This is a genomic window from Azospirillum sp. UENF 111221, assembly GCF_058780625.1.
On the sequence record NZ_JBSNCH010000001.1, the window covers coordinates 202,881 to 216,438 of the forward strand.

The following is a 13,558-nucleotide window of genomic DNA, read 5'->3' on the forward strand; positions in this document are numbered from 1 at the left end:
CGCGTTTGTCGTGCTTCGGGGCCTTGCCTGTGCCTTCGCGGTCGTCCCATGCATCAGGAAAAGCTCGGCGCTGGCAGGGCAGGCGCCCGTTCGACGATCCGAAGCGTGAAAGCCAGGATGGGGTCCGCGCTGATATCCGACCGATAGGGCTGGCCATTGGTCAGGACCGGGCTGCGGGCGCCGCTCAGGAAGACGATCTCATAGGCGCAGTCGAAGCGTTCAGCGAACATACCCTTCAGGCGGATGGCCAGCCCGGTCAGCGGAATGCCCAAGCCACGGCTGCCGCACAGGCTGCCGCCGCCGACCCAGGGGGTTTCCTGCCCATTGAGGTTCAGGCTCTTGTATTCGATGAAGTCGGCCGGCATCCCATCAAGAGGCGTGATGGAGAATCCTTCGATGGCGAACTTCTGATCCGGCGCGCCGGCCCATCCGCCGTCCGGTGCCTCGATGTCGCCACGGTTCTGCACATGGGCCAGCATTTTTGTGCGGATCACCGCAGGGGGCTTCGGCTGCGTTTGCGGTGCCTTGGACGGGCTGCTGTCGATCCGAGTGATCTGCACGCCCAAACTGCGACCGTCGCCCGTCCTCTGATAGGAGGTGAGAAGAACATCCGAAGGCGAGCCGGAAACCTTAATCGCGACCGCGTCGGCGGTTTTAAACAACCATCCGTCTCCAAGCATCTGGACGTTCGCGGCCGTGGCCGGAAGCGGAGTCAGGTGGATGCTGGGAATCGGCAGCATACCGTTCTCGCCGATCCCCGTGGCTTCCCCGCGCACCACCGTGACGGCATAGACGCCAGGATGGAAGGTGATCAACTGGGCCGAGGCCGCATACTGTGCCGGTGCCTGGGTATCGGAAGTCTGGAACGGTGGCATGCTCGCTAAATCCTTCGCGCTTGAAAAAATGATGCGGATGTCCTGCACAAGTGATGACTCGCCGGAGAAGGAATGGAGCCCGGCAGCATCCAAGGCAGCGTTCTCGGCGATCTTGCCAATGGAATTTCGATTGTCCATTCGGCCGGGCAGCAGCGGAACGGCTTCCGCCAGGATCGCCATCAGCCGGTCATTGATTGCCTCGGCGGTCAGGTCATAAGGCATGACATAGCCGTCTAACTCCCTGATACGCTCCGCTATGGTGCCGATATCGAAACCCACCGCCGTCAGGCCGGAGGCCCACGCATGGGACAGCGCGTAGCTCCAGGTTTCCGGGCACAGGGACGGGAAGAGGGCCAGATGCACGCGCTCGCGACGGACGAGGTCCGTCACCTCTTCTTCGGAGAAGGGGCCCGTGACGAATACGCGTTCCGTTTCAAAAAGCGCCGTATCGTCCAGGGTATAGCCGACGACGACGAATTCGAGGGGAAGGTCGCGCCTTGCCGCATCCCAGGCACAATCGAGCAGCACCGAGTGGCCCTTGTGAGCGCCGATGGCGCCGATGACACAGACCCGCCACCGACCGTTGACGGCCGATGCCTGGACCGGAGCGGGGCATGTTGGCGGACGCACCGCATCCCAGGGCAACACCGACAGACGCGCGGCGGGGGCGTGGCGGCGGACGCGGCCGGCGACGTCGTGGCTCGGCACGACAACGCGCCGGGCACCGTGCAGGACATGCGCGGACCGCTTGCGCAACGCCGCTACGGAAATCCTCTCGCCGGTCGCGGGTGGTGTCGTCAGGGCGCAATTTTCGCAGGCCGCCAGGTCCGGCTCGCCGCAATAGCGGTTAGATGCGTCGATCATGACGATCTGCGGACAGAACCAGCTGTAGTCGTGAACATAGACGTCGTAGGGAACTCCCAGCCGACCCAGCAGGTCCAGCACGGCAGGGTCGTGGTCCAGGTAGTGCTGCACCTCGACGGAGTCCAGGCGAAGTCCTTTGAGAAAGTCGGTCAGCAGGTCGAATTCGTTGCTGGTTTGGAAGACCGAATCCTGGAGGTCGGGCTGGTCCCGATCCTCTACGCGGCACCGCCGCACATCTCCGGGCAGACTGCTGGCAGTGGTCAAAACCACGACGCGCCGCCCCTCGTTCTTGAGGGTCTCAATCCTGCGAGAAACGAAATGCGCCACGCCCCCGGCTCTGCCGAAGGTGACGATCAGGACCGTGGGCTTAGCGGGAGGGCTTTCCCTAAGGCGGGCACGATGACGGGCGAGATCCAGGCGGCGGCGGACCCCAGACAGAGGATCGTCGCGGTGGAATTGCCGGATCAGCCCGTCATAGCCCGGATGTAGCCGGTTGAGCGTGTCCAGGTTCGTTTCGGACAGGACCGCCTTCCGCCGCCCGAAGGAACGGCCGCCGACATGGGCGACGAAGACATCGGCTGCGGCCAAATGGCGCCATCCAAGCGCGCTGGCGCGGAGGCAGAAATCGTTCTCCTCGCCATAGCCCCGGCCAAACAGCGCGACGTCCAGCAACCCGGTCGCGGCGAGGCAGTCGTGACGAATGTAGGTGCAGAACCCCACCGCGGTCGGGACTTCGATCCTGATGGCATCATTCTGGCTGCGGGCGAGGCGATGCAGCGCCGCAGCTTCTTCTGTGTCGGGAACGCGGCGGTGGGCCGGCGCCGATGGATAGCTCAGGATCTCCGCATCGTTCGACAGCGGCGTGACCGTTCCGATGTCGTGGCGGGAATAGGCGGCGAGACGAAGGCGCGCCAGCCAGTCGCCGCTGACCGCCGTGTCGCTGTTCAACAGCACAACGTCGTGTCCGCGATGCAGCGACAATGCCCGATTGACGGATCTCGGAAAGCCGAGATTCCGGTCATTCACCAAGAGATGGATGATGCCATCTCCAGCCAGGCGCCTCAAATCGTCCGACAGCGCCGCGTCCGGGCTGGCATCGTCGACGACGATGATCTGCACCGGTCCGGTCACGCTGCCTCGAACCAACTCGATGCAGGCCAGCGTCTCTTCCCGCCCTCGGTAAACCGGAATGATGACGTCGATGTGCACGGCAGGCGGCGGCGCCATCCGGTCGGCGTGCCGGGCCGGACCTGCTGTCACCTCTGGGCGGGGCGTCAGTGCAATCCTTGCCGGGCGAGCCGGCGTGGCGCTCCATGGCAGAGCGTCGCCGATCGCCATGCCGGCAGCCCCTCCGGACCATTTTCCGGAACCCGGCGTCAGGCCATCGATGCCTGCGCAGGCGGTGATCTGGCCCGGTCGCAGCCCGGCCTGACGCAGGTCCAGGGAGAAGCCGTATCTCCCGTCACCGATGTTGTTGCGGCGCAAAAGCGGGTTCAGGCGGTCGGCCTGAATCGTGACTTGCCGTCCTCCCTGGTCCGAAACCCGGACTGCCAGCCGCTTGTCCGGCAAGGACGGCAGCCAAACCCAGCCTGAAAGCAGAATCCTCGACGATCGAGCAGTCGCCTTCCGGCCGAACGTGATCGGGAGCCTCACCTGAACCGAGCAAGCGCCGCCCGTCGAAAAACAGCGCAAATCTGCTTCCTGGATCAACCCGGTGATCGGCAATGTGGAAGGGCAGGGCGGAGCCCGGCGGACCCATGTCGCCGAAGCGGCTGGCGAATTCGTCCGTTGGCAGATCGAAGGCGACTGTTCCCTCGATCACGAGCCGCAAGATGGCGAATCGTTCCGACGGTGAAAAGACGGACGGGTGCAAGGTTCCCTTCAGCCTACCGTCAAGATCGGGCGTTACCCAGCCGGGAGAAGCGCAGGCGACGGTGACCTCGTTCAGCAGGTCGACGCACAAGGGAGTCTGGAAAGCAGGAAAACGCTGCAGGATCAGCGCCGCGTGGTCGAGTGCCTCGTCTTGTTTGCCGAGAAGCATCAATGCCCGCGTGCGCGCAACCACAGCTTCCGCGCTCAGGCACTCTGCCGGGAAATCGTCGAGCGCCTGGAGGGCCGCGGCGGCGTTTCCGCGCGCCAGTTCGATCACGCTGAGGAAGCAGGCGAAAGACAGGCGCTTGGGCTCAAGGCGCCGGTTACGGTCGGCGAATGATAAGGCGGCTTCGTAATTTCCACGGGCCAGCGCGCAGCGCGCCAGGACGGTCAAAGCCTCTTCATGCCAGCGATTCTGTCCCAAACGGCGGGTCGCCAGGGATTCAGCGTCGGCCAGACGGCATTCGGCGAACAGTCTCTCGAAATCCACCATCTTCTATAAAACGGTCGCACAAGTCTCAAGACAAACAAGGCTGCCGGACGCTCACGTGGACGCTTCCTGCCAAGGGCGGTCCTTTGCCGGCAACGACTGAAGGACCGCTACAGTGGACTTACTGTACGATGATCGAATTCTGGGACAGGTTGGTCACGCCGGCGACGGTGATGGTGGTGTTATCCGTCAGCGTAATGACGGTGTTGCCGCCGGTGACGGTCGCGTTCGACAGAAGCGACGCTGATGTCACACCCGAATAACCCTGGATCAGAATCTTGTTGTTGGCGCCGCTGGCGTTGAAATCGCCAATGACCGTCTGCCCGCCGCCGAACACGGTGCTGAAGGCAAAGAGATTCTCACCGCCGCCGCCGAACATCACGCTCTTGCCGGTTCCGCCGAACAGCGTGTCGTTGGCATTGCCGCCGACGATCGTGGCCGTGTTGGTGGACGAACTGCCGCCGACTGCGTAAAGGGCATTGTTGTCGATCCCGAAGACCTGGTTGACGCCGGAGCCGGCGAAGACCGTCGACTGGCCGCCTTGAGCGAAGATGTTGCTGGTGCCGTTGCCGCCGAAAATTGTGTTGGTGCCGGACGACGCGACGATGGTGCTGTTGCCGGTGCCTCCGCCGATCAGGTTGGTGCCGCCAGTAGCAAACACAGTGTCGTTGCCGGCCGCGTAAACGGCGTTGTTGCCGCCAGCCAGGCCGAAGACATTGGAACCAGCGCCGCCGGTGATCGTGTTGCTGCCGGAGGAGGCGAGGACGGTGTCATTCTGCGGTCCGCCATAAACGACGTAGCTGCCGCCATTCCCGTTCTGGTCGCCGACCAGACCGACCTGCGTGCTGGCATTGCCAGCGATCACGGTGCCGGTCCCGGTCGTCGTGTTGATCGTGGTTCCGGTGACGTCGTTGCCGGCGATGATTTGGTTCGTCGCCGCCGACCCCGTGACAGTAACAGCGAGGACTCGCTCCGTCACGACGAAGGCGGAGCCGTCGATGTTGGTGGAGGTGACGCTGCCCTGTCCGGTCGCGACGTAGATGGGACCCTGCTGGGTCTGTGGAATCAAGGCGGGGTTCGACAGCACGGCTCCGATGACGGAGGAACTCACCCCAATGGTTTCGGGGTTCGAGACATTGCCGCCAGAGAGGGTAACATCCACCGCCATGCTATCTTACTCCCCTTGGATCAAAATCAACTCGGTTCAACGCGTCTTCAAAACTATATAGCGTCCAATGGGTATCAGCGCTCCCTCGTATCTGCAAGAAAAATGATCGTTTTGCAAGAAAGTCGCACCGCATAAGAAATTGATCAAGTTGTAACAATTGTAAATTATATAGCATCTCGCATGAATATCTGATTGGGTAGATATAATAAATTTGGGAGAAATTTTGAGATACTGAACGAAAACGAAATGTATTCAGATTAATTTCTTGGTGGTGAACTATGAATTCATGAGGCCAGGAGGGCTGAGCCTCCCCGATCGTTTAACGGCATGCCCACCGCATATTAAGTGCATTGAAATCGGGAGGTGCATAAGTTTGACTGACGCATCCTCAAGCAACACTACCGGACGTTCGAATAGCGCTTGCGTGGCACCATGCGCGGCGCTGACCGAACGGCGCCTCTTCAATCTGCCCAATGTGTTCAAACTCAACATAAGCCAGGCGATTATAACCGATTGGTCAAGGTCACGCTGGAATTCTTCGAGCTAAAATGGGTTTTAGCTCTACCTGCCGAGGCTCTCATGTCGTATAGTCCGCCCACAATTCGCGGAGGTCATGCATTGTTACTTAATGTCATGGAATATTGAGCTGAGTATCGATTGTGCTTTCTCCGATGGTTCCAAGTTTATTCCGTGTATCTCAGTAAAGAATTTTGCGAGATTGTGGGTGACGTCAAGAAATGGCGCGTGTATTTGCTCTAAATAAATTTCATCTAGGTTTGTGCGGCGCAAGAAGACGTTTTGGAGTTGAATTTTCCCTAGGTTCGCTTTTTGTGTTCCGTCACTACATCGGCCGCTGGGGAAAAAGCTTTAAGAAACCACCCTCCCTATTACGCGGAATGAGGGGAACTGTGGTAGGAAACGGAACTTAATTTGTAGGGGTTTGATGATAGTCCAACCGAGAAAATTGTGAAGGAAAGGACATCCGGCATCGGATGGCAAGGATGAACAATAATCGTATGGAAGAAAAAGGAGTGGTGAGGAAATGAATATACTGATTCTCGGTGGAAACGGAATGTTGGGACACCGAATGGTATTGCATTTTCTTAAAAATCATAATGTCGCGTATACCGTTCGCGGCAATGCCCCGCCCGATGCGCTGCCGTCAGACATGTGTTTTCCGAATGTCGATGTATGCAACTTGACGGATGTCATGGACGTCTTCATTCGGTTCAAGCCGGATGCCGTCCTAAACTGCGCGGGCTTGGTGAAGCAGAAGCCGATGGGGCAGTCGGTCGTGGCGTCTAGCATCGTCAACAGCGTAGCCCCCCATCAGCTCGCCAGTCTTTGCCGGACGGCCGGCGCGCGATTCGTGCATATCAGCACCGACTGCGTCTTCTCAGGTCGTCGCGGCAACTATACCGAAGATGACCAGCCCGATCCGGTCGACGTCTATGGCATGACCAAGCTGCTGGGCGAAGTCAACGCTCCTGGGTGTTTGACGCTGCGGACCTCGATCATCGGGCGCGAACTCAACACCAGGCATGGGCTTCTTGAATGGTTCCTCCACCAAAAGGAGGCGGTAAAAGGCTTCAGCTCTGCGATATTCTCCGGCGTGACCACAGTCGAATTGGCGCGGATCGTCGAAAATCTGCTGGTCGGGTACCCGCAGGCGGAGGGCCTTTACCATGTGTCTGCGGCTCCGATAAGCAAATATGATCTGCTGCGGCTCGTTTCTGCAAACTATGACCACTCAATTCCGATCATGCCTGACGATTCGTTCCTCTTGGACCGATCGCTCAATTCCAGCCTCTTCCGCCGGACCTTCAACTATGCCCCTCCCGGATGGAGCGATATGATACAGCAGGCCCGCGCCGAGGAGAACAAGTCATGCCGTTGACTGGCAAGGCGGTCCTGATCACGGGCGGCACCGGATCGCTCGGCAAGACCCTGGTCCGCCGCCTGCTCGAGGATGTGGACCGGCGGCCGCGCAAGATCGTCGTCTTCTCCCGCGACGAGGCGAAGCATCACTCCATGCGCGTGCATTACGCAACGGCACGGACCCCAGGCGAAGCGGCGCTGGCTCTCGCCGCCCGTGAATGCCTGCAGTTCCGCATCGGCGATGTGCGCGACTTTCACAGCGTTGCCGGGGCCTTGCACGGAATCGATGTGGTGATCCACACGGCTGCGCTGAAGCAGGTGCCGAGTTGTGAGTACTTCCCGTCCGAGGCTATTGCCACCAATGTCGGCGGCGCCGAGAATATTGTGCGGGCGATCCGCGATCTGCGCCTCGACGTGGAGGCGGTGGTTGGGGTGTCCACCGACAAGGCGGTCAAGCCAGTCAACGTCATGGGCATGACCAAATCGCTGCAGGAGCGCGTGTTCATTGCGGCCAATCTCAGCTGTCCCAGCACCCGTTTCGTCATCGTTCGCTATGGCAATGTTCTAGCTTCGCGCGGCTCGGTCGTTCCCCTGTTCCATCATCAGATCCTCACCGGAGGCCCGCTGACCGTCACCAGTGCGGAGATGACACGTTTCCTCCTGAGCCTCGACGATGCCGTCGATATCGTCTTCTCTGCTATCGAGCACGCGAAGGCCGGCGAAATCTATGTGCCCGAGGTAGCGTCGGCCAGGGTTGTCGATCTGGCGGAACAGCTGATCGACGGCCGTGAGGTCGAGATCGAGGTCATTGGTGTGCGGCCCGGCGAGAAGATTCATGAAATCCTCGTGTCCGAGGAGGAAGGGATGCGCGCCTTTCGACACAGCAACGGCAAGATCGTCATTCGTCCCGACATTCCGGAGATCCCCTCCAGCGGGGTGGGCCAAGAGCCTGCCTTGGGCGAATACAGTTCGGCAGGGGCGCTGATGGATGCCGCTCAGGTCAGAAAACTCCTCCTCAGCCGCGGGTTGATGGTCGGAAACGACTCGGCAATGAAAGGTGAGCTGCTGCGATGAAGGTCATCACCGTCCTTGGCACTCGTCCTGAAATCATCCGCCTCAGCCTGATCATCCCGAAGCTCGATCGGCTGTGCGATCATGTTCTCGTCCATACCGGGCAGAACTCCGATCCCGGACTGAGCGATATCTTTTTCGAGCAGCTCGGGCTCAGGCAGCCCGATCTCTATCTCGGGGTTCAGGGAAAATCGCCGGCCGACCAGATTGCCCAGATCCTGACGGGGTGCGAACGCGCATTTCTCGAACACCGCCCCGACCGCCTCCTCATCCTGGGCGACACCAACTCGGCCTTGTCCGCGATGGTGGCGAAGCGCATGGGCATCGCCGTCTTCCATATGGAGGCTGGCAACCGCTGTTTCGACAGCCGGGTACCGGAGGAGGTGAACCGGCGCATCGTCGATCATTCCAGCGATGTGTTGCTGCCCTATACCGAACACAGCCGTGCCTATCTGCTGCGCGAGGGCATCCAGCAAAACCGCATCTTCGTCACGGGAAATCCGATCTGCGAAGTGCTTGAGCACTGGCGTCCCCGGTTCGAACAGGCCGAAGCGCTTGGTCAGCTCGGGCTGGAGCGCGGCCGCTACATGCTGGCGACCATGCATCGTGCCGAGAACGTCGACCGCGAGGAGAGGCTCGGCATCCTCATGAATGCGCTCGCAGCGCTGCGCGAGCGGCATGGAATGCCAATCGTTGTCAGCACCCATCCACGAACCAGAGCCCGGATGACGGCTTTCGGATTGAAGGAGGAGGACAGCGGTGTTCGCTACCTGCCGCCCTTCAACTTCGTGGATTTCTTGGCGCTTCAGAAGAACGCCAGATGCGTGCTCAGCGACAGCGGAACCGTCCAGGAGGAATGTGCGATCCTTGGCACGCCGAACGTCACGCTTCGCGACACCACCGAGCGACCGGAGACCCTGGATTGCGGCAGCAACATGATCAGCGGCCTGACCCGAGACGGAATCCTCCAGGCTGTCGACGTCGTCCTGGCGCTTGCTCCGGCCTGGGAGGTTCCCGAACCTTACAGGCGCAGGAATGTGAGTGATGCCGTTGCCCGCATACTATTGAGCCACCATGATTTTCCTCCGCAATCCGGCGTCGTCGCGAGAGGATGATGCATAACCCGGAGGCCGAGGACGCCGGAACCGGAACGGGCGCTTGGTTGCGCGGTTCTGCGCAATCTTCGGCGTTGTCATTTTTTTTGGCGATCCTCGGATAGGGCAAACCATTTCGGAAAGAAGCCGGTCGATTTATGCAGAGTGTTCATGCAGTGCAGAGCGAAGCGGAGATCCGGTCGCAGTTGGATGTCTTTCGGAATACGGGCGATGCCGCGCCGGCGCATGAGGCCATCACGCGCCTGCTCGGCGAAAATGAAACCCGGCTGGCCGAGCGTCTCTGCAAGGCGCTTCTTGCCGATTCTCCTGAGGACGTGGTGGCGCTCGACGCGCTCAGCCAGATCGCTGAACGGGCGGGAGACATCCCGGAGACAATCCGATGGATCGAGCGGCTTATCGCGACCCCGAAGCCCCCTGCTTTCGCTTTCACGCGCTGCATGTATCTTTACCGGTCGCTCGGCGACTCCGACAAGGCGCTGCGGACCATTTTTCATGGCCGGGCCCATCATCCCAACTCGGAGGATCTGCGTCTGCAGACCCTGAGCTTGCTGATCGAACGGGGTGCTCTGAACTGGGCCAGGGCCGAAGCGGAGCTTGTTCTGCTCCTTGGCATCACCATGCCGCCGCTCGCGCGTCTTGTGACGCATGCGCTTATCGAGGGAGGAGCACCCAACCATGTGCTGGCCGCGGCTGCGTCCGTTGTCCAGGGCGTTTCCGACCCGGCGGGGGCGCTGTGCGGCTACCGCCTCTTGATCAAGGCGGAACTGCCGAAGGAGGCCGTAGCTGTGCTCATAGCCGGCCTTGCAGCATTTCCGGGGAATGTGGACCTGATCAAGGACGCACTCGATGCCGTGCGTCGTGACCCCCAGCTGCTCGCACCTTTCGGACTGTCCGGAATGGACGGTGCCGAAAGCTTGAGCCTGTTGGGCAGTATGACCGACGTGGGCACGCTGGGCGATGCCCTTGCGCTGGTCATGGTCGATCCGGCACAACCCGCCACGACTCCCGACGTGAAGGTGCTTGAACAGATCGTACGCAACAGTCCCCTCGCTGTACCGAGACCGGACGGGCCGATTGTATTCGTCAGCTGGACTTTGGCGCGCGGCGGTGCCGAGCGGCTGGTGGCCATGGCGTTCAAGCGCCTGCGTGCCCGCCTTGCACCGCGTCCTGTGGAACTCCTGCTTTTCGATTGCTCGGACGAACGGGGCAGCAGCTTCTATCTGCGGGAAGCCGGGCTCACGCGTGCGGACGTGATCGTTCAGCCGGAACTGCAGAACATCGACGCCCCTTATACCTGGCTTCAAATGCCCAACGCCCAGCAATGGCTGATCAATCATTTCCGCAATAGGAAGCCATCGGTCGTCTATGCCCATCTCGAGGTGCCGAACCTTCTCGCCGGTTTAGCTGGGGTTCTGACCGGCGTTCCCCGCCTGCTGATCGGCACCTACAATATGAAACCGCCGGACTTCATCGACGATGAGGACGCCTGTCATTGGTACCGCGAGGGCTATCGGCAGCTTCTGACGCGGCCGGAGGTCCATCTCACCGGATTGGCCCAGACCTGTATCGACGATTACCAGGAATGGCTGGGCGTAGATCTGTCCACCAGAATCTTCCGTCATTCCCAGCGGGTTCGACATGTCCGGCTTCCGCTCCGCCCTCGATCCGGACGACCGTGAGCGGGCCCGCCGAATCCTCGGGATCGCAGGCGATACTCCCGTGGTCGGTGTGATGATGCGCATCGTGCCGCCGAAGGACCCTTTGCTTTGGGTGAAGGTGGCATCTGCCGTTCACCGGAATCGGAAGGACACCCGCTTCGTCGTCATCGGTGACGGTCCGCTGGCGCAAGCCATGAAGGACGCGGTCGAGGAGGCCGGACTGACTCCGGCATTCCTGTTTCCCGGAGTGGTCGCCGACGCCTATTCGGTTCTGCCTGCGTTCGACGTGTTCCTGATGACATCCCACAGCGAAGGCGTGCCGAACGTCGTCATCGAGGCTCAGGCGAGCGGCCTTCCGGTCGTTGCCCGGCGAGCCGGCGCTGTGGCGGATGCCATGCTTCCGGAGCAAAGCGGTGTGGTGCTCGACACGGCACATCCGGATCAGCTTGCCGCCGCGGTGCTCACCTTCCTCAACGACAGCATTCTGGCCCGCAAGGCCGGTGCGGTGGCTCAGGCTTTCGCACGGCAGAATTTCGACATCGAACGCATGATCGATGAGATCGCGGCGTTGATGGACACCTGAATGGCATTCCGGTGAAGGCTGCCGGAATCCTGCCCCCGGTGGTGGAGCGGGAAACGTGTCAAAAAATAACAAGTCTATGATCGCAAGCGTCGGGGTGGTTGATTATCCTGTCGCGCCTGTGCGTTTCGTCAGGCGTATATTATTCGATATGAAACGTTTCATCCGACTCCTGCCCGGATGCCGAATGCCGAGGATTTTCCATGCTGATTGATTGGACTGCAGGGGCGGACGTGACGACGGCCTGTCCGTTGTGTCGGGCTGACGGGCCGAAGCCCCGCCGTCTGGTGGCATACGACCGCGCCAATGGCGGAGCTGCCCATGCCCTGTATGGCTGTCCCTCCTGCGGCGGCGCCTTCTTCGATCCGCTGCCACAGCCGCGCTACGAAGAAGGCGGCAATCCGGAGGCGGCGATCAAGTTCTATGTCGAGCAGGGCGCCGGTCCAGACGTCATGCTGGAGCCGACCGCCATCCTCGACCAGCTGCCGGTGCGGCGCTATCTGGAGATCGGCTGCGGTTTCGGGTTTTCGCTGGACTATGCGCAGCGGTCGCGCGGCTGGCAGTGCCGCGGCTACGATCCAGGGCTGCTGGCGCAGGCCGGCCGGACGGCGCTGGGGCTCGACATCCGCTCGGAATATCTGACGGCCCACACTCCTCTGGAGGACGGGGCCTGGGACGCCATGCTCTGTTCGGAGGTGATCGAGCATGTCCATGACCCGGATGCTTTTCTTTCCGTAATCCGCCGCGCGCTGGCGCCCGACGGCGTGCTGGTGATAACGACGCCGAACGCTGCCGGCATCGACCCGTCGACCGATTTCGGCGCGCTTCTGCCGCTGCTCAGCGCCGGCTTCCACACGATGCTGTTTTCCGCAGCCGCGCTTGAAGGCGCGCTGCGGCGAGCGGGTTTCACCGAGATCCGCATTGGCGGCACGACTCACCAACTCCAGGCGGTGGCATCCCGCCGGCCTCTGCCCGCGCCGGCGCCCCTCGACCGAGCCCGCTATCGCGCCTATCTCGCGGACCGGGTGATGCTGCACGATGCCGATACACCGCTCGGCACGGGCTTCCGCCACCGTCTCATCAAGGAATATGTCAACGCCGGCGACTATGATGCGGCACGCGCGCCGCTGGCATCGCTGGCGGAAGGCTGGTCGAAGGCGTACGGAATCGACCTCTCGGCGCCGCAGGATATCCGGTTTCCGGAACCGGGGGCTTTGGACTTCGAAACGCTGGCGATGCATTTTCCGCTGGATCTGTGCAGTGTCCTCTACGCGCAGGGGATTCTCCAATTGAATGCATCCGGCGACGCAGCGCATGCGGCACACTGCTTCGCCGCAGCTTCCGCTTTCGGTGCGATCCTCCGCAAGGCGCTCCAGGCGATGGGCACGGACGACGGTGAAACCGCGGACCTCGGCGCCCGCGCCCTCTGCGAGGAGGTTATTGCACTGGCGCGCTTCGACGCGGAAAAGGCTATTGGTCTCCATGCACGCCTCGGCACCGGTCCCTGGGACAAATCGGTCAGCCTGTCGGCTGCGTTGCTGGAGCAGACCCGGCAGCGGCTGATCGTCACGCTGGTGAACGCCGGTTCCTATGATGCCGCGCAATCGTTGGTCATGGAAACCGACGGTGATCCGATACCTCAGGACGCCGACGCCATCGCTTTCGCCGACCGGCTCTCACTCCTTTTCGTCGTTGGCGTGCTGGCGCTCAACTATCAATCCGACCATGGGCGTGCGGCGCAGGTTTTCAGGCGCCTGTACGACGCGTGCCGGATGCGGCCCGGAACGTCTGGCGCTCGGACTCTGCTATGGCCTGCCCGTTACCATGAGGCGCTGGCCCTCAGCCAAGCCGGGCGGAGCGATTCGGCGCAGAACGCCGCCATCGATCTGCTGGCTCCGGTGAAGGAGGGTCAACCCGAGGTTCCCGCTCCCTACAGGGCCTGGGCGGCCCAGCTGTTGGGAGTGCAGTAATGACCGGCGGTTCTTCC

General features: G+C 61.5%; 9 protein-coding genes. 6 read left to right on the top strand and 3 right to left on the bottom strand.

Features of this window, described 5'->3' with window-relative positions; all coding sequences use genetic code 11:
- Nucleotides 1–53: 53 nt before the first annotated feature.
- From ACWPN3_RS00895 to ACWPN3_RS00905, 3 genes are all read right to left on the bottom strand, one after another.
- The gene (locus ACWPN3_RS00895; RefSeq protein ID WP_492260995.1) at nt 54–3,308 is read right to left on the bottom strand and encodes a glycosyltransferase; all 3,255 of its coding nucleotides are present in this window, start codon (nt 3,306–3,308) and stop codon (nt 54–56) included.
- Complete coding sequence (locus ACWPN3_RS00900; protein ID WP_492260996.1) at nt 3,202–4,104, bottom strand: tetratricopeptide repeat protein; 903 nt, start codon at nt 4,102–4,104, stop codon at nt 3,202–3,204. Before ACWPN3_RS00900 ends, ACWPN3_RS00895 begins: the two co-directional genes overlap by 107 nt.
- Before the next feature lie 118 nt (nt 4,105–4,222).
- On the bottom strand, nt 4,223–5,269 hold the full coding sequence (locus ACWPN3_RS00905; protein ID WP_146208080.1) for a calcium-binding protein: 1,047 nt from the start codon (nt 5,267–5,269) through the stop codon (nt 4,223–4,225).
- A gap of 1,042 nt (nt 5,270–6,311) precedes the next feature.
- On the opposite strand from ACWPN3_RS00905, the gene ACWPN3_RS00910 reads away from it, so the two are divergent.
- The 6 genes from ACWPN3_RS00910 to ACWPN3_RS00935 all read left to right on the top strand — a co-directional run bounded on the left by ACWPN3_RS00910 (nt 6,312) and on the right by ACWPN3_RS00935 (nt 13,541).
- On the top strand, nt 6,312–7,166 hold the full coding sequence (locus ACWPN3_RS00910; RefSeq protein ID WP_492260997.1) for a dTDP-4-dehydrorhamnose reductase family protein: 855 nt from the start codon (nt 6,312–6,314) through the stop codon (nt 7,164–7,166).
- Complete coding sequence (locus ACWPN3_RS00915; protein ID WP_109450313.1) at nt 7,157–8,221, top strand: polysaccharide biosynthesis protein; 1,065 nt, start codon at nt 7,157–7,159, stop codon at nt 8,219–8,221. Before ACWPN3_RS00910 ends, ACWPN3_RS00915 begins: the two co-directional genes overlap by 10 nt.
- Nucleotides 8,218–9,333, top strand: a complete 1,116-nt coding sequence (gene wecB / locus ACWPN3_RS00920; protein WP_492242285.1) for a non-hydrolyzing UDP-N-acetylglucosamine 2-epimerase — start codon at nt 8,218–8,220, stop codon at nt 9,331–9,333. The genes ACWPN3_RS00915 and wecB overlap by 4 nt, the downstream gene beginning before the upstream one ends.
- A 137-nt stretch (nt 9,334–9,470) precedes the next feature.
- Nucleotides 9,471–11,012: a tetratricopeptide repeat protein gene (locus ACWPN3_RS00925; RefSeq protein ID WP_492260998.1), complete on the top strand. Its 1,542-nt coding sequence runs from the start codon at nt 9,471–9,473 to the stop codon at nt 11,010–11,012.
- A complete protein-coding gene (locus ACWPN3_RS00930; protein ID WP_492260999.1) occupies nt 10,972–11,574 on the top strand; it encodes a glycosyltransferase in 603 nt (200 codons plus the stop codon). Before ACWPN3_RS00925 ends, ACWPN3_RS00930 begins: the two co-directional genes overlap by 41 nt.
- Before the next feature lie 200 nt (nt 11,575–11,774).
- Nucleotides 11,775–13,541 (top strand): class I SAM-dependent methyltransferase, encoded by a 1,767-nt coding sequence (locus ACWPN3_RS00935; protein WP_492242283.1) that lies wholly within the window; start codon nt 11,775–11,777, stop codon nt 13,539–13,541.
- The last annotated feature ends 17 nt before the right edge of the window (nt 13,542–13,558 follow it).